This is a genomic window from Pseudomonas fluorescens group sp., from assembly GCF_020093335.1.
Classification (GTDB): domain Bacteria; phylum Pseudomonadota; class Gammaproteobacteria; order Pseudomonadales; family Pseudomonadaceae; genus Aquipseudomonas; species Aquipseudomonas petroselini.
Genome location: NZ_JAIOKW010000009.1, coordinates 148,107 through 171,953, shown reverse-complemented (window position 1 = coordinate 171,953; position 23,847 = coordinate 148,107). Strand labels below are relative to the sequence as shown.

Genomic DNA, 23,847 nt, shown 5'->3' with positions numbered 1-23,847 from the left:
TTGGGGGGGCTCTGGCCCTTGACTGTTGGTTAAACATGGAGAGATCGGGATGGTTTTCTCGTCCAATGTGTTCCTGTTTCTGTTCTTGCCGATCTTTCTCGGCTTGTACTATTTGAGCGGGCAACGCTATCGCAACCTGCTGCTGCTGTTGGCCAGCTACGTGTTCTACGCCTGGTGGCGAGTGGACTTCCTGGCGCTGTTCGCCGCTGTGACGCTGTGGAACTACTGGATCGGCCTTAAAGTCGGTGCAGCCGGCGTGCGCACCAAGCCGGCTCAACGCTGGCTGCTGTTAGGCGTGGTGGTCGACCTGTGCATCCTCGGCTACTTCAAGTACGCCAACTTCGGCGTCGACAGCATCAACGTGATGATGAAGTCGGCGGGCCTTGAGCCGTTCATCCTGACCCACGTGCTGTTGCCGATCGGTATCTCGTTCTACATCTTCGAGTCCATCAGCTACATCATCGACGTGTACCGTGGCGATACCCCGGCGACCCGCAACCTGATCGACTTTGCGGCGTTCGTGGCGATTTTCCCGCACCTGATTGCCGGCCCGGTGTTGCGTTTCCGCGACCTGGCCGACCAGTTCAACAACCGCACCCACACCCTCGACAAGTTCTCCGAGGGCTGCACGCGGTTCATGCAGGGTTTCATCAAGAAGGTCTTCATCGCCGACACCCTGGCGGTGGTGGCCGACCATTGCTTCGCCCTGCAAAACCCGACGACCGGCGATGCCTGGTTGGGCGCGCTGGCCTATACCGCGCAGCTGTACTTCGACTTCTCCGGCTACAGCGACATGGCCATCGGCCTGGGCTTGATGATGGGTTTCCGCTTCATGGAAAACTTCAAGCAGCCGTACATCAGCCAGTCGATCACCGAGTTCTGGCGTCGCTGGCACATCAGCCTTTCCACCTGGCTGCGTGACTACCTGTACATCACCCTGGGCGGCAACCGTAAAGGCACGCTGACCACTTACCGCAACCTGTTCCTGACCATGCTGCTCGGTGGCCTGTGGCACGGTGCGAACATCACTTACATCGTGTGGGGCGCCTGGCATGGCATGTGGCTGGCGATTGAAAAAGCCATCGGCCTCAACACCTCGCCGCGCAGCTTCAACCCCGTGCGTTGGGCCTTTACCTTCCTGCTGGTGGTGATGGGCTGGGTGATCTTCCGCGCCGAAAACCTGCACGTCGCCGGCCGTATGTACGGTGCAATGTTCAGCTTTGGCGAGTGGTCGCTCTCGGAACTCAACCGCGCCAACCTCACCGGCCTGCAAGTGGCAACCCTGGTGGTGGCGTACGCAACATTGGCGTTCTTTGGCCTTCGCGACTTCTACACCAACCGCCCTGCCGAGAAAACCAAACCAGCCGATCCGAGCCTGATCAAGGCCGTACCGGGCGACAACCCCGGCAGCATCCACGAGCCAGGCTTCACCGTTGGCCAGGATGCCGCCGTGCAACCGGCCTACTGGACCGCTGACTGGCCACGCTACGCCATGCGCGCTGCAGTGCTGCTGCTGTTCGTGGCGTCGATTCTCAAACTGTCGGCGCAGAGTTTCTCGCCGTTCCTTTACTTCCAATTTTGAGGGAGCCGACCATGACCCGATCATTGCGCGTCCTCTATATCGGCCTGTTCCTGGTGCTGCTGCTAGCCCTGGGCGCCTGGTCACTGCGCAGTTTCTTCGGCTTCAGCACCAATGCCGACGCGACCGTGCTCAACGGTCGCTGGACCAAGGCCGTCGAAACCCACTACGACGAGGAGTTCCCGATCAAGCGATTGGGCACCAACCTCTGGGCGGCACTGGACTACAAGCTGTTCAACGAAGGCCGCCCTGGCGTGGTGCTGGGCCGCGATCACTGGCTCTACAGCGACGAGGAGTTCAACCCTGCCGTCAACGAAGACCAGAACCTTGAAGGCAACTACGCGCTGGTCGAAGGCGTACGCCAGAAGCTCAAAGCCCAAGGCATTCAGCTGGTGATGGCAATCGTGCCGGCCAAGGTGCGCCTGTACCCTGAACACTTGGGTGAGGTCAAACCGGCCAGCATCCACGCCAACCTGTACCAGGACTTCCATGCCCGTGTCGCTGCCGACAAGATCATCGCCCCGGACCTGCTCGGCCCGCTGCAACAGGCCAAGCTCGGCGGCAAGCAAGTGTTCCTGCGTACCGACACTCACTGGACCCCGGACGGTGCTGAAATCGCCGCCAAGCAGTTGGCCAAGACCATCGCCGACAAGACGCCGCTCAACGGTGAGCCACAGCGCTTTGTCACCGAAGCGGAGAAGACCGAACCGCACAAAGGCGACCTGCGTCTATTCCTGCCGCTGGACCCGCTGTTCGAAAACCTGATGCCGCCTAAAGAGCCGCTGGAAAAACGCGTGACGCACCTGGCCGAAACCAAAGGCGACGACGCGCTGTTCAGCGACAGCGAAACCCCAGTGGCACTGGTGGGCACCAGCTACAGCGCCAACCCTAACTGGAACTTCGTCGGCGCCCTCAAGCAAGCCCTAGGCAGCGACGTGATCAGCTACGCCGAAGACGGCCATGGCCCGATCCTGCCGATGCTCAGCTACCTCAAAAGCGATGACTTCAAGAACAACCCGCCTCAGGTGCTGATCTGGGAGTTTCCTGAACGTTATCTGCCCGTGAACAACGAAATCGGTGATGCCGACCCCTCGTGGGTTGCGCAGCTTAAACAAGCCGGTTCGCGCCAACAGAACATGGCACTGAATACACCCGTTAACCATCAAAAATCCGAGACGCCCGACCGGGCGCAAAACTGAAAGAGAGGTAACTCACATGACTTTCACTACTACTCCGCGTCGTCTCGCTAAGACTCTGGCCCTGGCTGCCGGTATGAGCGTGGTATCCCTGTCCGCCTTCGCCGGTGACGCTGCCTTGTACGGCCCTGTCGCACCGAAAGGCTCAAGCTTCGTGCGCGTCTACAACGCCTCCAACCAGGAAGTCAGCGCGACGGTTGGCAGCACCAACCTCAGTGAAGTGGCCCCGCTGGCCAGCAGCGACTTCAGCTTCATGCCGGGTGGTGACTACAGCGCCAAGATCGGCAGCCAGACCGTGCCGGTCAAACTCGCCGCCGATCACTACTACACCTTGGTCAACAACAGCAGCGGCCAGCCTCAGCTGATCGAAGAACCACCGTTCAAGAACAAGCAGAAATCCCTGGTGCGCGTGCAGAACCTCAGCGACAAGGCCCTGACCCTGAAAACCGCTGACGGCAAGACCGACGTGGTCAAGTCGGTGGCTGCCAAAGGCCGTGGCGAGCGCGAGATCAACCCGGTGAAGGTGAGCCTGGCACTGTATGACGGCGACAAAAAAGTCGGCGACGTGAAGCCGGTGGCCCTGGAACGCGGTGAGGCCGCGGTGCTGTACGTGACCGGTTCGGGTTCGAGCATTTCGCCAGTCTGGGTAAAACGCCCGGTATCGACCCGCTAACTATTTTCCTGTGGGAGCCGGGCTTGCCCGCGATGGCATCACCTCGGTGTCACTGACAGACCGAGTCGCCTGCATCGCAGGCAAGCCGGCTCCCACAAGGACCGAGACAAAAACAAGAGTGAAACGACAAACCTTCGTAGCTCTGACCCAAATTGATTCAAGGAGAAACACATGATCCCAGTAATCCTCTCCGGTGGTAGCGGCTCACGTCTTTGGCCGCTTTCGCGTAAACAGTTCCCGAAACAATTCCTGGCCCTGACCGGCGAGCACACGCTGTTCCAGCAAACCCTGGAACGTCTGGTGTTCGAAGGCATGGACACCCCGATCGTGGTCTGCAACAAGGACCACCGTTTTATCGTCAACGAGCAATTGGCCAACCGTAAACTGGAATGCCAACGCATCCTTATGGAACCCTTCGGGCGCAACACCGCGCCGGCCGTGGCCCTGACGGCAATGATGCTGGTCAATGAAGGCCGCGACGAGCTGATGCTGGTGCTGCCGGCCGACCACGTGATCGACGACCAGAAAGCCCTGCAACGCGCCCTGGCCCTGGCCACCGTGGCCGCTGAACGCGGCGAGATGGTGTTGTTCGGCGTGCCGGCGACCCGTCCGGAAACCGGTTATGGCTACATCAAGTCCACCAACGATTCGCTGCTGCCGGAAGGCGTGAGCCGCGTGCAGCAGTTCGTGGAAAAGCCGGATGAAAAACGCGCCGTCGAGTTCGTCAAAAGCGGCGGTTATTTCTGGAACAGCGGCATGTTCCTGTTCCGCGCCAGCCGCTTCCTCGAAGAGCTGAAAAAGCACGATCCGGACATCTACGACACCTGCGTGCTGACCCTGGAGCGCAGTGAACAGACCGCCGACACCGTGACGTTGGACGATGCCACCTTCGCTTGCTGCCCGGACAACTCCATCGACTACGCCGTGATGGAAAAAACCCAGCGTGCCTGCGTGGTGCCGCTGAGTGCCGGTTGGAGCGACGTGGGTTGCTGGGCCTCGCTGTGGGCCGTCAACGACAAGGACATCCACGGTAACGTCAGCAAAGGGGACGTGGTCATCCAGGACAGCCGCAACTGCATGATCCACGGCAACGGCAAACTGGTGTCGGTGATCGGCCTGGACAACATCGTGGTGGTGGAAACCAAAGACGCGATGATGATTGCCCACAAGGACAAGGTCCAGGGCGTCAAGCAGATGGTCTCGACCCTCAACGACCAGGGCCGCAGCGAAACCCAGAACCACTGTGAAGTCTATCGTCCGTGGGGCTCCTACGACTCGGTGGACATGGGCGGGCGTTTCCAGGTCAAGCACATCTCGGTCAAGCCGGGCGCCTGCTTGTCCCTGCAGATGCACCACCACCGCGCCGAACACTGGATCGTGGTCAGCGGCACGGCCGAAGTCACCTGTGACGAGAACGTGTTCCTGCTCACGGAGAACCAGTCCACCTACATCCCGATCGCCTCGGTGCATCGCTTGCGCAACCCGGGCAAGATCCCGTTGGAGATCATCGAAGTGCAATCGGGTAGTTATTTGGGCGAAGACGATATCGAACGCTTTGAAGATATCTACGGTCGCTCGACACCGGTTGAACGTGGCGTTTCGGTGAAAACTATCGCGCAGTAAAACAGTCGTACAAGAAGCCCTCACCCAGCCCATTGCGTCCCCTATCCGCAGTGGGTTGGGTGGGGGCTTTTTTACTTCAACGCCCGCTTACTTTGACGTCGACGGGGCCCCCCAGGCCGACGGGGAGTAGGCGTTATAAGTACCGCTACTGTTGCTGCTTGAGCCCGCGCTACTGTATCTGTCCTTGCCAATCTCCTCAGCCGCCCTGCCTCCCCAGACCAAGGCCCCGCCCAATAGCTTCCCGGTAACGCCACCGCTGTTGACCAGCCTCTTTCCGATGCCCTGCGCCATTGAACCGCCCAGGGTGATAACAGCCCCTTTCGTCTTTTCCTTGTCCTCAGGTTTGATATTAAGCGCGGTAGGCATGCGCGCACTGACGTGGTTGCTGACACCCTGCATCAGCGTTTGCCGCAAGTTCGTGAGCCCCATACCTTGCATGCGGGGCAAAGACGACGCGGCGCCTCCTTCGTATTGCGCTGGGTTGATGGATACTTGCGCGGTAGGCGCAGGTGCGGAGGCGGGTGCTACGAAAGCAGTCTGCGTAGGGGCAAGGGTATTTGAAACCGTCATAGGGCATCTCACTTCATAAGAATACGGTCGGATTCCTTCATAGTTCAGCGTGCGTTTCCATGCTCAAACTCTGTGGGAAAATATTCCAAACCGGTTCCTGTATGAAGGAAATAAACACCTGCCCTGCAGGATCAGGTTCGGCGGCATTCTCTGCGCAATTCAGGCAATATCCCGTTGGAGACCATTGCGCAGCAACACCGCAGACCTGTCCTTTTCACGGGATGACCTTGCAGGCTTTATGAAGCACCGTTAATGAGCTCCGGCTTTATCAAATTTATCCGCACCGTACGACTGGGCAACTTTACCCCCCACCACCATGGCTATGCCCAAGGCTTTAGAAAGAGAGCCACCACCGGAAGCCATTTTTTGCCCAGCCTCCTGGGCTGCCATGCCGCCCATGGCAATACCAAACCCCTTGGCATGCTTGGCAGTCATACCGCTATCGCGTAGTTCCGTTGAAGGCGCTTGCAACAGGGTCTGCCCCAGGTTTGTAAGCTTGTGATTCTGCATCCGGCCAGGCGGACGTGAACTCGGTTCTACGTTCTTGTGTGTGGACGCGCCAGCATCGTTCGGCGTTGGTGCTCGCTGAGCAGTGATGAGAGAGGTCACCACCGAGGCGAGGGCTGAGGTGACCGCGGGCGCAAGAAGGGCTGCGATAGTCATTATTCATCTCACTTGATCAGACTGCGTTGATATCGTCCTGGATAAACCGTATTTCCCTATGTTGGCTCTGTGGAAAAAACGCGTTGTTAGGTTCCTCATAAAGGAAAACCGATCCTGCGATAGGCATCCAGGCCATCGCGCGAGTAGGATGTTTTATCCGCATATGAGACTGTCACCATGTTCTTTGGCGTTCTACTGATCATCACTTGGCTGATCCTGCTACTGCGCTACCCGGCCAGAGCCTTGCCCGTGTCGCTGGCCGCCGCTGTCGGCCTCGGGCTCATAGCGATCTGGGTGGTGTGGCTGGATAACCGCGAAGCCTCACAACTGGCCCGCCTGGAACTGCGCATCACCTACGCCCCAGAAGAATGCCCGGCCGACCGCCCACTCAAACTGACCCTGAACAACGGCAACGACGTGCCCCTCACCGAGCTGCGTTGGCGCGTCGCCGCCTATGCGCCGGGCGACACAGTCAACCTCGCCGACAACGTCTACGCTGCCCCACGCTACCGCGGCCCAGGTGAGTTGCAGGCCGGCGCCACCTGGGACGACTGCCTGCCCACACCGCCTTTACGCCCCGGCTACCGCCCGCAAACCCTGGAATTTCGTGCCGAGCACCTGCAAGGCAGTTTCTCGGACTGACAAAGGACTGACCCATGCCCAACGTACTCATCACCGGTTGCTCCAGCGGTATCGGCCGCGCCCTCGCCGATGCCTTCAAGACCGCCGGCTACGACGTGTGGGCCAGCGCTCGCCGCGCGGAAGATGTCGCCGGTTTGTCCGCCGCAGGCTTTAACGCCGTGCAATTGGACGTCAACGACAGCGCCGCCCTGCAACGGCTCGCCGAACAACTGGGCGAACTGGATGTGCTGGTCAACAACGCCGGCTATGGCGCCATGGGGCCGTTGCTGGACGGCGGCACCGAGGCGATGCAGCGCCAATTCGAGACCAATGTGTTTTCCATCGTCGGCGTGACCCAGGCGCTGTTCCCTGCCCTGCGTCGCAACAAAGGGTTGGTGGTCAACATCGGCAGCGTTTCCGGCGTGCTGGTTACGCCATTTGCTGGCGCGTACTGCGCCTCCAAAGCCGCTGTGCATGCGTTGAGCGATGCATTGCGCATGGAACTGGCGCCCTTTGGCGTGAGCGTCATGGAAGTGCAACCCGGCGCCATCAACACCCACTTCGCCAAAAACGCCGGCGCCCAGGCCGAACTGTTGATCAATGAACAATCGCCGTGGTGGCCGTTGCGCGACGGCATTCGTGCGCGCAGCCAGGCCTCTCAAGACAAGCCGACCCCGGCCAGCGTGTTTGCAGCGGATGTGCTCAAGGCCGTCCAGCAACCTCAGGCGCCGCGCCTGCTACGTTCGGGCAATGGCAGTCGGGCGTTGCCATTGATGGCGGCATTGTTGCCCAAGGGGTTGTTGGAGAAGGTGTTGAAGAAACGCTTTGGGCTGACCGGTTCGCTCTAACCCTTCATTCCAGTCAATAACCCCCCTGCACTTTCAGCGGCAAATACCAAGCCTCTGCCATACCCCTGCCAGCGAGCCTCACTGATGATTGACTACAGCGATTTTTTTGAAGAAGTGATCCAGACCCACGTCGAGATCGAGCAATGGTTTGCCGGCGTTGCACCCGAAGGCACCTTGCAAAACCTGCTTGCGCGTTTCTCGCCGGCGTTCAGCATGATCGCTCCCGCTACCGGCACACGGGTCAATGCGGCCGGGCTGAATGCGCTGTTCACGCGTTTGGGTGGCATGCGCCCGGGGTTGAAAATCACCTTGAGCGAAATGACGGGAATTGACCGACATGCGCGTGGCGCCACGGTGACTTACCGCGAGCATCAGATCGACGACAGCGGCACCCGGACGGACCGCCGCGCCACGGTGATCTTTGAGAAGCAGGCCAGCGGCGCACTGCTGTGGCGCCACCTGCATGAGACGTTTATCGCGCCATGAAATAACCATCAGGCCGGTTCCTACCTAAAACAGCGAACGGCCTGACATCACGCCAAGGAAACTATCCGCAGGCTCTTTCACCTCTGTCTACTCACAGGTGAAAGGATGCCAAGCGATTTCCTGCGAAGCGGTGTGCCGGATTCGCACACCACGACTCGCCAGCGACTGACCCGTCTGCTGGACCTGCCCAAGCTCTATCGAACCATTGACGCCGACCCGGCCATCGTCGGGGCCGGTGTGGTGCACATCGGCAGTGATTATCAGGTGACGGTGCTACGTGAGTTTGTGCCGCTGTGCAGCATCAAGCCCAAGCGGGTGATTCTGCGGGAGATGGCGGGGCCGATACGTCAGTATCTTGCGGGTCAAACGCCGTCGCAAAGCCAGAGCCAAAACGCTATTCCAGTAACCAACCTCAATCTTCCGACAACTCCCGCACAATCACGGTGCAGGTAATGCCCGCCGCCAACAACACGCCCTCCGGCACCGCATCAATGTGAATCCGCACCGGCACCCGCTGGGCCAGGCGCACCCAGTTGAAGGTCGGGTTCACATCGGCGATCAGCTCGCGGCTCTCGGGGTTGTCGCGGTCGTAGATACCGCGCGCGATGCTTTCTACGTGGCCCTTCAGCGTCTCGCCGCTCATCAACTGCATATCGGCTGGGTCACCGACTTTCACATGGGGCAATTTGGTTTCTTCGAAAAAGCCGTAAACCCAGAATGAGTTCATGTCCACCACCGCCATCTTGGCTTCGCCGATACGTGCGTAGTCGCCTCGATGCACGTTGAGGTTGGTGACATAACCATCCACCGCTGCCACCACCTGCGTGCGTTTCAAGTTGAGTTCGGCCGCCTCCAATTGCGCCAGCGCGTGCTGATAATCCGCCAGCGCCGAGTCGGCGATATTACTGGCGTCGTCGCGGTTTTCCTTGGAGATCACCAGCGCATCAAGGTCAGCACGTCGGTGGGCGTTGACCTTGCGCATTTCCCAGGTGGCTTTGCGGGAGGCCACGAGGGATTGCGCCTGCTTGACGGCGATGCGGTAGTGCTCAGGGTCGATCTGCATCAGCAGGTCGCCCTTTTTCACCCGTTGGTTATCGCGTACCGGCACGTCGACCACTTCGCCGGTGACGTCGGCGGCTACGTTGATGATGTCGGCGCGTACGCGGCCGTCGCGGGTCCAGGGCGTTTCCATGTAGTGCACCCACAACGTGCGGCCAATCCAGATCGCCAAGGCGAGTACCAGTAAGGTCGCGAGCAGGCTGAAAAACTTTTTCATCGGGGCATTCTCAACGGTAAACGGTCAGCGCCAGGGCGCCGAACAGGCAAACGAACAGGCTCAGGCGCAGCAACGCCGGGTGCCAGAAAAAACGGTACAGGTCGAACCCGGCCAGGAAGCGGTCCAGGGCCCAGGCCAGGACGGCGGCGATCAAAAACATCAGGGTCATGGTCGGCATGTAGACGCCGTGGAAGGCGATTTCACGAGGCATGCGTGGCTCCTTTGAGGGCCGCCAGGGGTGATTGCGGGTCGAGCAACGAGGTGCGGATAAAGTGCAGGTAACTCTTCACCCGGCGCAGCGCCGAGGTGTCGAAGTGCGGGGCGAAAGGTTCGTCGGTGGCCTGCACGCGGCTGATCGCATGGTCGACGGCAATCAAGCCACGCTCCAGGTTGCTGGCGCTGGGTTGCAGGAATAGCCGCACCAGCGAACGGCCCATCACCCGGATCGCCTGGCGCCAGGGCTGGGATTCGGCGTACGCCGGGTGCACCGGCAAAATCGCCTGCTCCTTGCGCAGCTCGATGATCGCGTGGCCGACTTCCAGCACCACAAACATCCAACGCAGCAAGTCGCGCTGTACCTGCGGCTGGCCGACCGCGAGGCCGTAGGCCTGGTGCAGCAGGTCGCGGGTGCGGCTTTCAAAACTTGAAGCCAGGCCCTTGAGCTTGCCGCTGATCGCATACACCACCTGCTCACGCAGGTCCTGCTCCAACCGGCGCCACAGCCAGCGGCTGTTGGGCGGCAGGATGATCGCACCCGCCGCCGCGCACACCAGCATGCCGATGACCATGGCGATGTAGTCGTTGATAAAGGTGTAGGGGTTGTAGACCGTGAGGTTGTCCGGCACCGAACCGGTGCTGAAAAAGATCAGCAGGCCGACGCCGACACCCGCGTATTGCGGCCGCGAGGCGAGGAACGCGCCACAGATGATCACCGGGGCGAGCATCACGCACAGCAGCGGGAAGCCGTCGATCCAGGGGAACACGAAGAACATTTCGATAAAGCCCACCAGCGCGCCGATCAAGGTGCCGCAGGCCATCTGGAAGGCCATGCGCTTGGGGTTGGGCGTCGCAGCGGACAGGCCGACAGTCGCGGCGGCGATCAAGGTCATGGTCGCGCCGCTGGGCCAGGCGGTGGCCACCCAATAACTGCCGAGCACGATCAGGATGAAAGACGCGCGAATCCCCGAGGCGGCGCAGGCCAGCCAGTTGGTTTTGGGGATAAAGGTTTCGTCCCACTGCTCGCGCGCATGGCTGTGGTCGGCCAGGGAAGCGTGGGTTTGCGCGTAGTTGTGCAGGTCATCGACGAAGCGATACAGCAGTTCGTAGGCCGTGTGGAAATCCAGTTGCTCGGCTTCGGTGGGATCTGCTTCCTGGAAGGCCGCACGCAGGCTGCGGACCTTGGCCGGCAGACCATCCTTGTAGGCGCTCAGCGCGTTGACCAGGCGCGCCGCGTCGGGGCTGGTGAGCGCGCGACCGGAAAAGCCGTCGAGCACTTCGGCAAGGTCTTGCAGGCCGGGTTTGATCGCCGCCACCACATGGTCCGCCTCGTCCGTGCGCAACCGTTCAAGCAACTGGTGCAAGGCATTGAAGCGCGTGGTGATGCTCATGAATTCGCTGTTGAGGCGACTGAGCCGACCATTGCGCCGACGCATATGCGGGTCTTCAAACACCGTGACACTGCGCAGCCCTTCCAGGCCCACGGCTTCGGCGATAAAGCGCACGTTGCTCGCCTCGAACCCTTCACGCTGGCTGCGCCCGCGCAGGCCATCGGTGACGAACAGCGCGAACACGCCAAAGCGTTGGTACAAGGCGTTGCGCATCGCAGCGCTGCTGGTTTGCGGCAGGATCGCGGCGCTGACCAGGGTGGCGCACAGAATCCCCAAGGAGATTTCCAGCACCCGCCACACCGCCGCCATAAAGGCGCCATCCGGATGCGCCAGGGCCGGCAGGCCGACCATCGCCGCGGTATAGCCGGCCAGCACGAAGCCATAGGCGCGGAAGTTGCGGTTGCGCGTCGCGCCGGCGGTGCAGATGCCGACCCAGATCGCCAGCGCGCCAAGGAACAACTCGGTGTTCTGCGCAAACAAGGCAATCAACAGCACCATCACCGCCGACCCCGCCAAGGTGCCGAGGAAACGATAGAAGCTCTTGGCAAACACCTGGCCGCTCTGCGGTTGCATCACGATAAACACCGTGATCATCGCCGTGCGCGGTTGCGGCAGTTCCAGGCGCATGGCCAACCACAGCGTGAGGAAGGCAGCGACCAGCACCTTAAAGATATACACCCAGGTCACGCCGTCGCTGCGTGCCCAGTCGAAAAAACCACGGCGCCACTCAAGGGAATGCAGCCAGCGCAGCGGTGCAGGCAAGGAAGTCATCAAATCCTACTCAGTGATCGAATACGGCAAGTGCCGCCGGGGTCTTGCTCGGGAGGATCTGGGCGGGTGGCGGTACATCGTTGCCGGCATCGAGCCCCCCGCCCAGGGCCGTGACCAGTTCAGCGTGGGCGCTCAAGCGAGCGGCCTGTACCTGTTGCTCCACCTGCTGCTGGCGGAACAGCAAGGTCTGGGCGTTCAGCACATTGAGGTAATCCGTGAGGCCGCGCTGGTAGGCGATCATCGCGATGTCGTAGGTCTTTTGCGCCGAGGCCACCGACTGCGCGGCGAAGACAGATTGCTTGTCCATCGATTCGCGGCGGATCAACTGATCGCTGATGCCCTTGAGGGCATTGACCAGGGTCTGGTTGTACCGGGCGACGGCGATGTCATAACCGGCGCTGGCTTCGCCCAGTTCCGCACGCAGGCGGCCACCGTCGAAGATCGGCAAGGTGATCGCCGGACCAACGTTATAGTTGAATTTCTTGCCCGCCAGGAACGCCAGCATACCGCCGCCGGTGGCCATGTAGCCGAGGCTGCCGACCAGGTCGACGTTGGGGTAGAAACCGGCGTGGACGACATCGATGCCACGGGCCTGGGCCGCGACTTGCCAGCGGCTGGCGACCACATCCGGGCGTTGGCCGAGCAATTGCGCGGGCAGGCTCGACGGCAATTTCAACGGTGCGGCCAACGACAGCGTAGGACGTTGCAATTGCGCCCCCGCCCCCGGACCTTTGCCCGCCAACGCTGCCAGTTGGTTACGGCTCAGGGCGATTTCTTCGTCCAGGGCGTCCAGTTGACGATGGGTTTCCGGCAGCGGCGTTTCGGCCTGGCTGACGTCAAAATGGGTGCCCAGCCCGGCGTTCAGGCGCTTATGGGCCAGGTCGAGGATCTGCTGCTGCTGCGCCAGCGTGGCCGCGACGATATCGCGGTTGGCGTAGTGCAACGACAGCTGGATATAGGCGCGGACCACGTTGTTCTGCAATTCGAGCTGGGCCTGGCGCGCTTCGGCGACGCTCATGTGCGCCAGGTCGACGGCACGTTCGGTGGCATTGCTTTCACGGCCCCACAGGTCGAGGGCATAGCTCAGGCCCAGGGAAGCATTGTTGTCCCAGGTGTTGGCACCGCTCAGTTCGCCGGGGCCATAGAACTGATCCTTGGGCCAGTTGTGGCGCTTGAGGGCGGTGTCGCTGTTGATCTGCAACGACTCGGCCGACTCGGCGATCCCGGCCATGGCCCGCGCCTCCCGCACCCGAGCGGCGGCCATGGCCATGCTTGGGCTGTGTTGGGTCGCGAGGTCGACCCAGCGGTTCAATTGCGGGTCACCATAGGCTTGCCACCAGTGCGCGGTGGGCCAGTGGGCGTCCTGGGCGGCGCTCTGGATCGCTTCGTCGGTGGCCAGTGTGCTGGCGTTGAGGGACTGGCCTTGGGGGGCGATTCCTCCGGTTCCGATGCAGCCGCTGATTGCTAACGATAAAGCCCAGACACTGAGAGCCTTCAACTCTCTGTTGATGCGACGCGGCACTGCTGCGAATTCCTGAGGTGGTGGTGCGGGGAGAGGTGGCGCAATTCTAGGGGGCGGCATGGGGAACGATAAGCTGGCATTCCTGTGAATCTTTGTTACCGTTCAGGCGATAATCCGTTGGTAGGGATCACTGGACGGCGTAACTTTCTGTCACAATTTGCTATCTCCCCTGAGAACACTCCATGGACACTTTGCAAAACATGCGCGCCTTCAGTTGCGTGGCCGAGGCAGGCAGCTTCACCGCCGCCGCCGTGCAACTGGATACCACCACTGCCAACGTCTCGCGCGCGGTCTCCAACCTTGAGGCCCATCTGCAAACCCGCTTGTTGAACCGAACGACACGACGCATCGCGCTGACCGAAGCCGGCAAACGCTATTTGCTGCGCTGTGAGCAGATCCTCGCCTACGTCGAGGAAGCCGAGGCGGAGGCCAGCGACGCCCATGCACGCCCTGCCGGGCAGCTGAAAGTGCACACCATGACCGGTATCGGCCAGCATTTCGTCATCGACGCCATCGCCCGCTATCGCCGCACCCACCCGGACGTCACCTTCGACCTGACCCTGGCCAACCGTGTGCCGGACTTGCTCGATGAGGGCTACGACGTGTCCATCGTGCTGGCCAGCGAACTGCCGGACTCGGGCTTCGTGTCCCAGCGCCTGGGCATCACCTACAGCATTGCCTGTGCCTCGCCGGACTACGTCAAGGCCAAGGGCTGCGCCCATCGCCCCCATGACTTGCTCAACCACGCCTGCCTGCGCCTGGTCAGCCCAGTGATCCAGCTCGACAAGTGGACCTTCAACGGCCCCGAAGGCCAGGAAAGCGTGGCGATCAACACCTCGCCCTTCCTGGTGAACTCGGCCGATGCGATGAAAACCGCGATCACCAGCGGCATGGGCATCGGCCTGCTGCCGGTGTACGCCGCGATCGAAGGCCTGCGCAACGGCACCCTGGTACGGGTGATGCCCAACTACCGCTCCCAGGAGTTGAACCTGTACGCCATCTACCCGTCGCGCCAGTACCTGGATGCGAAGATCAAGACGTGGGTGGAATACCTGCGTGGCTCGCTGCCGGAGATCCTGGCGGCGCACCAGGCGGAGCTGGTGGCGTATGAGTTGAGCGGCAGCCTCAGCGGCGCGCGCCTGGCGAACTGAGTGCTACCAGACGAGTCAGGTCAACGGTGGGAGGGGGCTTGCTCCCTGCCCACTTTAGGCCTGAGGCGTCCTGACAATTGTCGGCAGGAATGTTAGCGTGCTTGGCATTCTTCCGTAGTCGATGAGCCCGCCTGCAATGAAAAAGACTGTCCTCGCTTTCAGCCGCGTCACCCCGGAAATGATCGAACGCCTGCAACAGGATTTCGAGGTGATCGCGCCCAATCCCAAGCTGGGCGACATCAACGCGCAATTCAATGAAGCCCTGCCCCACGCGCACGGCCTGATCGGCGTGGGTCGCAAGCTGGGCCGCGAGCAGTTGCAAGGCGCGAGCAAGCTGGAAGTGGTGTCCAGCGTGTCGGTGGGCTACGACAACTATGACGTGGCGTACTTCAACGAACGCGGGATCATGCTCACCAACACCCCCGACGTCCTCACCGAAAGCACCGCCGACCTGGCCTTTGCCCTGCTGATGAGCAGCGCACGCCGTGTGGCCGAGCTGGACGCCTGGACCAAGGCCGGCCAGTGGAAAGCCAGCGTCGGCGCGCCGTTGTTCGGTTGCGATGTGCATGGCAAGACGCTGGGCATCGTCGGCATGGGCAACATCGGCGCGGCCGTGGCCCGGCGTGGACGGTTGGGTTTCAATATGCCGATCCTCTACAGCGGTAACAGCCGCAAGCCGGCACTGGAGCAGGAACTGGGCGCGCAATTGCGTAGCCTGGATGAACTGCTGGCCGAGGCGGATTTCGTCTGCCTGGTGGTGCCGTTGAGCGACAAGACCCGTCACCTGATCAGCACCCGCGAGCTGGGGCTGATGAAGTCCAGCGCGATCCTGATCAACATTTCTCGTGGCCCGGTGGTCGACGAACCGGCGCTGATCGACGCCCTGCAAAGCCAGCGCATCCGTGGCGCGGGGCTGGATGTGTATGAACAGGAGCCGTTGGCCGAGTCACCGCTGTTCCAGCTGAGCAACGCCGTGACCCTGCCGCACATCGGCTCGGCCACCCACGAAACCCGTGAAGCCATGGCCAACCGCGCCCTCGACAACCTGCGCAGCGCGCTGCTGGGCCAGCGTCCGCAGGACCTGGTGAACCCGCAGGTGTGGAAGGGCTGACCCATACCCCTTTTGGAATGGGGCTTGTGTGGGAGCCGGCTTGCCTGCGATAGCATCACCCCGGTGCAACTGAAAGACCGAGGTGCCTGCATCGCAGGCAAGCCAGCTCCCACACACACCCATCCCGACACAAAATCCGGTTAAAGCCTGGCCTCCCCAAGTCGATAACCCTCTATAGATCGTCATCCCTGATCCACAGAAGGTTTTTATGTCCACCACCAAAGCCCGCGCAGACTCACTCTCGCTTCTGCTCTTTACCTTGCGCAGTGGCAAGCTGATGGCGATCAACCTGCTGAAAGTCAGCGAAATCATCCCATGCCCGCCGCTGACCAAGCTGCCGGAGTCCCACCCGCACGTCAAAGGCATCGCCACCCTGCGCGGTAACTCGCTGGCGGTGATCGACCTGAGCCGCGCCCTGGGGGAAATGCCGCTGGCAGACCCGGACGGCGGCTGCCTGATCGTCACCGATGTGAGCCGCTCCAAGCAGGGTTTGCATGTGCAGGCGGTGAGCAAGATCGTGCATTGCCTGACCACCGACATCCGCCCGCCGCCCTATGGCTCCGGCGGTAACCGCGCGTTTATTACCGGGGTCACCCAGGTAGAAGGCGGCCTGGTGCAGGTGCTGGATATCGAAAAAGTCATCCACGGCATCGCGCCGGCACCGATTGAAGCGGCGCCGACCGACCTGACCATGGAAGAGGCCGAAGTGCTCGGCAACGCGCGCATCCTGGTGGTGGACGACAGCCAGGTCGCCCTGCAACAGTCCGTGCACACCCTGCGCAACCTCGGCCTCACCTGCCACACCGCGCGCAGCGCCAAGGAAGCCATCGACGTGCTGCTGGAACTGCAAGGCACCGCCGAGCAGATCAACGTGGTGGTGTCGGACATCGAGATGTCGGAAATGGACGGCTACGCCCTCACCCGCACCTTGCGCGAAACCCCCGACTTCCAGCACCTTTATGTGTTGCTGCACACCTCCTTGGACAGCGCGATGAACAGCGAAAAGGCGCGACTGGCGGGTGCCGACTCGGTACTGACCAAATTCTCGTCGCCTGAGCTGACCAAGTGCCTGGTGATCGCCGCCCAGACCGTGGCACAGAAAGGCCTGTAACCGGTGACCGAGTATTACCAGCTGTTGCGCCGCGACCTCACCGGCAGCCTGCCCGCCCCCCAGTGGCCGGCCGGTACGCAGTTGGATCATTACCGCGACGACCTGGCCCCGGCGATTCATGCCGTGTTGCGCCTCGCTCAGGACCAGGGCGGCGGTCGTGTGCCCAACCTGGAAACCTGGCAGCAGCGGTTCACCACCGATGCCGAGTTCGACCCCACACTGTGCCTGGTAGCGAGCAACGACGAAGGCGTTCTCGCCGTGGCGCAGTGCTGGACCAGCGCCTTTATCAAGCACCTCTGCGTTCACCCCTGCGCCCAGGGCCAGGGATTGGGCCGCGCGTTGCTGCTGCACAGCTTCCAGGCGTTCAAGCAGCGCGGCGAGCCCTATGTGGACCTTAAGGTGCGGGAGAGCAACCTGCGTGCCCGGCAGTTGTATGAAAGCGCGGGCATGCGATTTGTCCTGCGCGATGCAGTGCCCGAGGGCTGACAGGCACTGGCGTATAACTTGCTTCCAGAGAGCTGAAACGGTGAACAGAGGTAAAAACCCGTCACTGTTCCTGCGTGCCCTCTGACCTAGCCTGGTGACAGATCCGCCATGAATACTCGATTTTCCTGCGTCGGTTGCGGCAAATGCTGCACCGACCATCACGTGCCCCTGACCCTCGACGAGGCCCGCCAGTGGGCGGCGGACGGCGGCAATGTCATCGTTCTGGCGGAGGGTTTCCTGGGCAATGGCCTGGGCCTGCCCGAGCAGCAACGCGAACATGCCGAACGCCGCTCAGTGGTCGTGCCCAGTGGCACTACCGAAGCGTTTGTGGCAATCACCTTTGCCGCCTACAACGCCGGACGCTGCCGGAATCTTGACGAAGACAACCTGTGCCGCATCTATGAGCGTCGGCCGTTGGTGTGCCGCATCTACCCGATGGAGATCAACCCGCATATCCCGCTGAACCCCGCCGCCAAGGATTGCCCGCCGGAATCCTGGGAGCAGGGCCCGGCGCTGATCGTCGGCGGTGAGTTGATGGACCAGGAATTGGCGCAGTTGATCCAACGCTCACGCCAGGCCGACCGCGATGACGTGCAGACCAAAGAGGCGGTGTGCGCCCTGCTGGGCATTCGCACCACGGCGCTCAAGGGTGATGGGTTTACCGCTTACCTGCCGGACATGGGCCTGTTTGCCCAGGCGATTGAGCTGGCGCTGGCTCAACCGTCCGTGGCCAATGAGTGGGTGTTCCATGTATCGGGGATGGACATTGCCGAACAGGTGCTGGATGCCGGGGCGCAGATTGCGACCGAGGTGCCGGCCAACTATGCGTTTATCCCTCTGCGGGCGGCGTAGGGCTTACTGGCCGCTTCGCGAGCACATCGAGCCATCACGGCACCTCCAGACGATAAGGCGCAAGGATCCGCTGGTACTCACCATTGTGTTTAAGCTGTTCGAGGGCGCGGTTAAGTTCGGCACGCAACGCCGTATCGGTGGTGCGCAGCCCGATTGCCACGCCGTGGCCCAGCAACTCGGCGGAAACGGCGGGGCCGAGGAAGTCGAAATCCTGGCCCGCCGGGGTGTCGAGCAACGCGTCGCGGATTTCCACGGTGCCCTGCAGGGTCGCATCGATGTCGCCTGCCACCAGGCTGCGGACCAGTTCGTCGTTGAGCCAGAAGCGCTTGATGATCACGCCCTTGGGCGCCCATTGCGACTGGGCAAAGGCTTCGCGATTACTCCCCAGCAATACGCCGACGCGCTTGCCCTTGAGCGACGCTGGCGTCGGCATCAGCCCGGAGGATCGGCGCGCGACCAGGCGCGTGGTGAAGGGATAGAGGTTATCGGTGAAGCTCACCCAGCGCTGACGCTGAGGCGTGGGGGCAATGCCGATGATTGCATCGAATAGCAGGGCATCAAGGTCTTTGAAGTTTTCGACCAGCACCTGGTCGACCCAGGTACAGCGCACATTCAGTTGCTGGCAAAGGGCGTTGCCCAGCTCGATATTCAGACCGACCAACTGCCCTTGCGGGTTGCGGCTCTGGAAGGGGGGAAAGTGCGCGGCAACGGCAAAGCGGATTTCGCGCCGAGGTTGATCAATGCCAGCAACGGCATCGACCGCGAGCAACAGGACAAGCGCTACACAGAGGTGTATCGGGGCCACAGGAAACGTCCTTTTCCGGAAAGAGCGCCCTTGACTCCGCCCCGGTAAAAAATCGGAGCAGAGCGCAAGCTGTGCAAGCTTTCAAGAAACGATCGCAGGCCCACAAGCAGAAATATCAACGGACGCTGTAGGCAACATCCTGCAAATATTACAGCTGATTATTCTTAACGTTTACCCATGGAACGGCGAGTTCCCGGTGGCGCCATGCCCGGGCTCTTGGTATGGCCGTTCTTGGCGCCGTTCTTGTACCAGGGCTGGGCGGCATTTTTGGCCCCGGCCAGTTCACCCGGCTTGAAGGGAAACTTGAACGCCGGGATCTCGGTTTTTTCAACGCCGTCGGCGCTGGCCGGATCGACGAGGTCGGTCGCTTCAACAGGGGGTTGTGTCGGGGAAGTCATGAAAGCTCCGGAGCGTGCAAAAAATGACGCGGGACCGGCTTGCGGGCCTCGCTGGCGCGCAGTATACCTGCCCGCCTTGGATCTTTAACCACCGCCTGTACGAATGGTCGACCTTTACTGACAGCGCTGTCAGTTAGCAGTCACTTTGCTGACCGGGTTGACGGGCTATAAAGGCTCCACTTTCCTCCAATCCTTTGCCCTGGCGCCTCACCCCATGCAAATTCAACGAAAAACCGCCCTGATCGTGGGTGTCCTCGTGGTGTTGGCGATTGCAGCCTGGGCATTGACCCGCCCGGCCAAGAGCAAACTGGCGGCGCCCACTGCGATTCCGGTGCGGGTGGTGAGCGTGGCGCAGCAGGATGTTCCGCGTTTTGTCAGTGGGATCGGCACCGTGTTGTCCTTGCACAGCGTGGTCATACGCCCGCAAGTGGACGGTATTCTCACCCAATTGCTGGTCAAGGAAGGCCAACGGGTCAAGGCCGGCGACCTGCTGGCGAGCATCGATGACCGTTCGATCCGTGCCAGCCTCGACCAGGCCAAGGCGCAACTGGGCGAGAGCCAGGCCCAGTTGCAGGTGGCGCTGGTCAACCTCAAGCGCTACAAGGCGTTGAGCGTCGACGATGGCGTGTCCAAGCAGACCTATGACCAGCAACAAGCCCTGGTCAACCAGCTCAAGGCCACCGTCCAAGGCAACCAGGCCGCGATCGATTCGGCTCAAGTGCAACTGTCCTACACCCAGATTCGCTCGCCGGTCAGCGGTCGCGTGGGTATTCGCACCGTGGACGAAGGTAACTTCCTGCGCACCAGCGATACCCAGGGCCTGTTCTCGGTCACCCAGATCGACCCGATTGCCGTCGAATTCTCCCTGCCGCAGCAGATGCTGCCCACCCTGCAAGGCCTGATCGCGGCGCCCACAAAGGCCAGCGTCGATGCCTATATGGGCGCCGACACCGACGGCCAGACCGGCGACCTGCTCGGCGAAGGCCACTTGAGCCTGATCGACAACCAGATCAGTTCCACCACCGGCACCCTGCGTGCCAAGGCTGAATTCAGCAACGCCTCGCAACGCCTGTGGCCGGGGCAATTGGTGACCATCAAGATTCAGACCGCCCTCGACAAAAACGCGCTGGTGGTGCCGTCGACGGTGGTGCAACGCGGCCTGGATTCGCACTTTGTGTACCGGGTCAACGGTGACAAGGTCGACGTGGTGCCGGTGCAGGTCACCTACCAAGACAGCGACGTGAACATCATCAAGGGTGTGCAGGCCGGCAATGTGCTGGTCAGTGACGGCCAGTCGCGGCTCAAGGCCGGGGCCCAGGTGGAGGTGCTCAAGGAGCCGCCGCAGGTGATCCAGACCGTCGACGCCAAGGTGCAGCCATGAGCGGCAGCCGCTCGCCGTCGGCCTGGTGCGTCGACCACCCGGTCGCCACCCTGCTGCTGACCTTCGCCCTGGTGCTGCTCGGGATGATTGCCTTCCCGCGCCTGGCCATCGCCCCACTGCCGGAAGCGGAATTTCCGACGATCCAGGTCAGCGCCACCCTGCCCGGCGCCAGCCCGGACACCATGGCCTCATCCGTGGCCACGCCGTTGGAGGTGCAATTCAGCGCCATCCCCGGCATGACCCAGATGACCTCCAGCAGCGCCTTGGGCTCCAGCCTCCTGACCCTGCAATTTACCCTCAACAAGAGCATCGACACCGCCGCGCAAGAAGTGCAGGCGGCGATCAATACTGCGTCCGGCAAGTTGCCCAGCGATATGCCGAGCCTGCCGACCTGGAAGAAGGTCAACCCGGCGGACAGCCCGGTGCTGATCCTCAGCGTCAGTTCCGACAGCATGCCCAGTACCGAGCTGAGCGACTACGTGGAAACCCTGCTGGCCCGGCAGATCAGCCAGATCGACGGCGTCGGCCAGATCAACATCACCGGCCAACAACGCCCGGCGATCCGCGTACAGGCCTCCCCCGACAAACTGGCTGCCATCGGCTTGACCCTGGCCGATATCCGCCTGGCCATCCAGCAATCGAGCCTCAACCTGGCCAAGGGCGCGATCTACGGCGAAAACAGCGTGTCGACCCTGTCGACCAACGACCAGTTGTTCCTCCCCGAGGATTACGCGCAGTTGATTGTGTCCTACAAGGATGGCGCGCCGGTTCAACTGCGCGATATCGCCAAGGTCATCAACGGTTCGGAAAACGCCTACGTGCAGGCCTGGTCCGGCGACACGCCGGGGGTCAACCTGGTGATCTCGCGCCAGCCCGGCGCGAATATCGTCGAGACCGTGGACCGTATTCAAGCCGAGCTGCCGCGCCTGCAAGGCATGCTGCCGGCCTCGGTGCAGGTCAGCGTGTTGACCGACCGCACCAAGACCATTCGCGCATCGCTGCATGAAGTCGAAGTGACCCTGCTGATCGCGATCCTGCTGGTGGTGGCGGTGATGGCGCTGTTCCTGCGCCAGTTGTCGGCGACGCTGATTGTGTCCAGCGTGCTCGGTGTGTCACTGGTGGCCAGCTTTGCCCTGATGTACCTGATGGGTTTCAGCCTGAACAACCTGACCCTGGTGGCGATCGTGATCTCCGTAGGGTTTGTGGTGGACGATGCGATCGTTGTGGTGGAGAACATTCACCGTCACTTGGAAGCCGGGCTGGGCCAACGCGAAGCGGCGATCAAGGGCGCCGGCGAGATTGGTTTTACCGTGGTGTCCATCAGCTTCTCGCTGGTGGCGGCGTTTATCCCGCTGCTGTTCATGGGGGGTGTGGTCGGGCGCTTGTTCAAGGAATTTGCGCTGACCGCCACCTCGACCATCCTGATTTCGGTGGTGGTCTCGCTGACGCTGGCACCGACATTGGCCGCGCTGTTCATGCGTGCACCGACCCACACCACCCACGACAAACCCGGCTTCAGCGAGCGCCTGCTGGCCGGTTACGCGCGCAACCTGCGCCGTGCCCTGGCCCATCAACGCAGCATGGCGGCGATCTTCCTGGTGACCCTCGCCCTGGCCGTGGTTGGCTACGTGTTCATCCCCAAGGGTTTCTTCCCGGTGCAAGACACCGGTTTTGTGCTCGGCACCAGCGAAGCGGCGGCCGATGTGTCGTACCCCGACATGGTCGCCAAGCACAAGGCGCTGGCCGAGATCGTCAAGGACGACCCGGCGGTGCAAGCGTTTTCTCACTCGGTAGGCGTGACCGGCAGCAACCAGACCATCGCCAACGGCCGCTTCTGGATCGCGCTGAAGGATCGCGGTGATCGCGATGTGTCCGCCAGCCAGTTCATCGACCGCATCCGGCCGAAACTGGCCAAGGTGCCGGGCATCGTGCTGTACCTGCGCGCCGGCCAGGACATCAACTTGAGTTCGGGCCCCAGCCGCGCCCAGTACCAATACGTGCTCAAGAGCAATGACGGCCCGACGCTGAACACCTGGACCCAGCGCCTCACCGAAAAACTGCGCGCCAACCCGGCGTTTCGCGACCTGTCCAACGACCTGCAACTGGGCGGCAGCATCACCCACATCAGCATCGACCGTCAGGCCGCCGCACGTTTCGGCCTGACCGCCACCGATGTCGACCAGGCGCTGTACGACGCCTTCGGCCAACGGCAGATCAACGAATTCCAGACCGAGATCAACCAGTACCAAGTGGTGCTGGAACTGGACACCCAACAACGCGGCAAAGCCGAAAGCCTGAATTACTTCTACCTGCGTTCGCCGCTGACCAACGAGATGGTGCCGCTGTCGGCACTGGCCAAGGTCGATCCACCGACGGTGGGGCCCTTGTCCATCAGCCATGACGGCATGTTCCCGGCGGCCAACCTGTCGTTCAACCTGGCGCCCGGCGTGGCGCTGGGCGATGCGGTGATCATGCTCAACCAGGCCAAGAATGAAATCGGCATGCCCACCACCATCATCGGCAACTTCCAGGGCGCGGCCCAGGCGTTCCAGAGTTCGTTGGCCAGCCAGCCGTGGCTGATCCTGGCGGCGCTGGTGGCGGTCTACATCATCCTCGGTGTGCTGTATGAGAGTTTTGTGCACCCGCTGACGATCATTTCCACCTTGCCATCTGCTGGGTTGGGCGCACTGATCATGCTGTCGCTGATGGGCCAGGACTTTTCGATCATGGCGCTGATCGGCCTGGTGCTGCTGATCGGGATCGTCAAGAAGAACGGCATCCTGATGATCGACTTTGCCCTGGACGCCCAGCGCGTCAGGGGCCTGTCGCCGGAGGATGCGATCTATGAAGCCTGCGTCACGCGGTTCCGGCCGATCATCATGACCACCCTCGCCGCCCTGCTCGGCGCCGTGCCGCTGATGCTCGGCGCCGGCCCCGGCGCGGAAATGCGCCAGCCGCTGGGTATCGCGGTCGTCGGCGGACTGCTGGTGAGCCAGGCGCTGACGCTGTTCACTACGCCGGTCATATACTTGTACCTGGAGAAGTTTTTCCACCGGCCCACACCGACGCCTGCGTTGGCAACCACAGATTGAGGCCCGGCCCTGGAGCAAAAAGGCT

Annotated in this window: 22 protein-coding genes; 15 read left to right on the top strand and 7 right to left on the bottom strand. The window is 61.9% G+C overall.

Translation table 11 applies throughout. The features are described 5' to 3' along the window. Nucleotides 1-49: 49 nt before the first annotated feature. From K7431_RS13145 to K7431_RS13130, 4 genes are all read left to right on the top strand, one after another. Nucleotides 50-1,582 (top strand): MBOAT family O-acyltransferase, encoded by a 1,533-nt coding sequence (locus K7431_RS13145; protein WP_012722328.1) that lies wholly within the window; start codon nt 50-52, stop codon nt 1,580-1,582. A gap of 11 nt (nt 1,583-1,593) precedes the next feature. Next, the gene (locus K7431_RS13140; RefSeq protein WP_012722327.1) at nt 1,594-2,778 is read left to right on the top strand and encodes an alginate O-acetyltransferase; all 1,185 of its coding nucleotides are present in this window, start codon (nt 1,594-1,596) and stop codon (nt 2,776-2,778) included. A 16-nt stretch (nt 2,779-2,794) separates the two neighbouring features. Next, nucleotides 2,795-3,448, top strand: coding sequence for an alginate O-acetyltransferase AlgF (locus K7431_RS13135; protein ID WP_012722326.1), 654 nt, complete (start codon nt 2,795-2,797; stop codon nt 3,446-3,448). A 171-nt stretch (nt 3,449-3,619) separates the two neighbouring features. Next, on the top strand, nt 3,620-5,071 hold the full coding sequence (locus K7431_RS13130) for a mannose-1-phosphate guanylyltransferase/mannose-6-phosphate isomerase (protein ID WP_012722325.1): 1,452 nt from the start codon (nt 3,620-3,622) through the stop codon (nt 5,069-5,071). 819 nt (nt 5,072-5,890) lie between these two features. Here K7431_RS13130 and K7431_RS13125 read toward each other — a convergent pair. Continuing rightward, nucleotides 5,891-6,304 (bottom strand): hypothetical protein, encoded by a 414-nt coding sequence (locus K7431_RS13125; protein ID WP_012722323.1) that lies wholly within the window; start codon nt 6,302-6,304, stop codon nt 5,891-5,893. A 177-nt stretch (nt 6,305-6,481) separates the two neighbouring features. On the opposite strand from K7431_RS13125, the gene K7431_RS13120 reads away from it, so the two are divergent. From K7431_RS13120 to K7431_RS13105, 4 genes are all read left to right on the top strand, one after another. Then, nucleotides 6,482-6,946, top strand: a complete 465-nt coding sequence (locus tag K7431_RS13120; protein WP_012722322.1) for a hypothetical protein — start codon at nt 6,482-6,484, stop codon at nt 6,944-6,946. Between the two features lie 14 nt (nt 6,947-6,960). Then, nucleotides 6,961-7,773, top strand: coding sequence for an SDR family oxidoreductase (locus tag K7431_RS13115; RefSeq protein ID WP_012722321.1), 813 nt, complete (start codon nt 6,961-6,963; stop codon nt 7,771-7,773). 84 nt (nt 7,774-7,857) lie between these two features. After that, entirely contained in the window at nt 7,858-8,259 is a 402-nt protein-coding gene (locus K7431_RS13110) for a hypothetical protein (RefSeq protein ID WP_012722320.1), read from the top strand. 105 nt (nt 8,260-8,364) lie between these two features. Further along, on the top strand, nt 8,365-8,712 hold the full coding sequence (locus K7431_RS13105; RefSeq protein ID WP_370636084.1) for a hypothetical protein: 348 nt from the start codon (nt 8,365-8,367) through the stop codon (nt 8,710-8,712). Here the strand turns inward: K7431_RS13105 and K7431_RS13100 are convergent. From K7431_RS13100 to K7431_RS13085, 4 genes are read right to left on the bottom strand one after another with little or no spacing between them, the layout of a single operon-like run. Further along, the gene (locus K7431_RS13100; protein ID WP_012722319.1) at nt 8,672-9,535 is read right to left on the bottom strand and encodes an efflux RND transporter periplasmic adaptor subunit; all 864 of its coding nucleotides are present in this window, start codon (nt 9,533-9,535) and stop codon (nt 8,672-8,674) included. The genes K7431_RS13105 and K7431_RS13100 overlap by 41 nt on opposite strands. Before the next feature lie 10 nt (nt 9,536-9,545). Then, nucleotides 9,546-9,746 carry a DUF1656 domain-containing protein gene (locus tag K7431_RS13095; RefSeq protein ID WP_012722318.1) on the bottom strand — a complete coding sequence of 67 codons (201 nt, stop codon included), beginning with the start codon at nt 9,744-9,746 and terminating at the stop codon, nt 9,546-9,548. After that, nucleotides 9,736-11,913 (bottom strand): FUSC family protein, encoded by a 2,178-nt coding sequence (locus K7431_RS13090; RefSeq protein ID WP_043204810.1) that lies wholly within the window; start codon nt 11,911-11,913, stop codon nt 9,736-9,738. The genes K7431_RS13095 and K7431_RS13090 overlap by 11 nt, the downstream gene beginning before the upstream one ends. 10 nt (nt 11,914-11,923) lie before the next feature. Then, nucleotides 11,924-13,435: an efflux transporter outer membrane subunit gene (locus K7431_RS13085; RefSeq protein WP_043204809.1), complete on the bottom strand. Its 1,512-nt coding sequence runs from the start codon at nt 13,433-13,435 to the stop codon at nt 11,924-11,926. Nucleotides 13,436-13,617: 182 nt separating this feature from the next. Between K7431_RS13085 and K7431_RS13080 the strand changes: the two genes are divergently transcribed. From K7431_RS13080 to K7431_RS13060, 5 genes are all read left to right on the top strand, one after another. Beyond that, complete coding sequence (locus K7431_RS13080) at nt 13,618-14,586, top strand: LysR family transcriptional regulator (RefSeq protein WP_012722315.1); 969 nt, start codon at nt 13,618-13,620, stop codon at nt 14,584-14,586. Nucleotides 14,587-14,722: 136 nt separating this feature from the next. Next, nucleotides 14,723-15,697, top strand: a complete 975-nt coding sequence (locus K7431_RS13075) for a 2-hydroxyacid dehydrogenase (protein WP_012722314.1) — start codon at nt 14,723-14,725, stop codon at nt 15,695-15,697. Between the two features lie 208 nt (nt 15,698-15,905). Continuing rightward, nucleotides 15,906-16,808: a chemotaxis protein CheV gene (locus tag K7431_RS13070; RefSeq protein WP_012722313.1), complete on the top strand. Its 903-nt coding sequence runs from the start codon at nt 15,906-15,908 to the stop codon at nt 16,806-16,808. Between the two features lie 3 nt (nt 16,809-16,811). After that, nucleotides 16,812-17,294, top strand: a complete 483-nt coding sequence (locus K7431_RS13065; protein WP_012722312.1) for a GNAT family N-acetyltransferase — start codon at nt 16,812-16,814, stop codon at nt 17,292-17,294. Between the two features lie 108 nt (nt 17,295-17,402). Continuing rightward, a complete protein-coding gene (locus tag K7431_RS13060; RefSeq protein ID WP_012722311.1) occupies nt 17,403-18,146 on the top strand; it encodes a YkgJ family cysteine cluster protein in 744 nt (247 codons plus the stop codon). 34 nt (nt 18,147-18,180) lie between these two features. Here the strand turns inward: K7431_RS13060 and K7431_RS13055 are convergent, their stop codons facing one another. Beyond that, nucleotides 18,181-18,951, bottom strand: coding sequence for an ABC transporter substrate-binding protein (locus K7431_RS13055; protein ID WP_012722310.1), 771 nt, complete (start codon nt 18,949-18,951; stop codon nt 18,181-18,183). 164 nt (nt 18,952-19,115) lie between these two features. Continuing rightward, nucleotides 19,116-19,349 carry a hypothetical protein gene (locus K7431_RS13050; RefSeq protein WP_012722309.1) on the bottom strand — a complete coding sequence of 78 codons (234 nt, stop codon included), beginning with the start codon at nt 19,347-19,349 and terminating at the stop codon, nt 19,116-19,118. A gap of 214 nt (nt 19,350-19,563) precedes the next feature. Here K7431_RS13050 and K7431_RS13045 point away from each other — a divergent pair, with 214 nt between their 5' ends. Together K7431_RS13045 and K7431_RS13040 are read left to right on the top strand one after the other, a co-directional pair. Then, on the top strand, nt 19,564-20,730 hold the full coding sequence (locus K7431_RS13045; RefSeq protein ID WP_012722308.1) for an efflux RND transporter periplasmic adaptor subunit: 1,167 nt from the start codon (nt 19,564-19,566) through the stop codon (nt 20,728-20,730). Then, nucleotides 20,727-23,822 carry a multidrug efflux RND transporter permease subunit gene (locus K7431_RS13040; protein ID WP_012722307.1) on the top strand — a complete coding sequence of 1,032 codons (3,096 nt, stop codon included), beginning with the start codon at nt 20,727-20,729 and terminating at the stop codon, nt 23,820-23,822. Before K7431_RS13045 ends, K7431_RS13040 begins: the two co-directional genes overlap by 4 nt. The last annotated feature ends 25 nt before the right edge of the window (nt 23,823-23,847 follow it).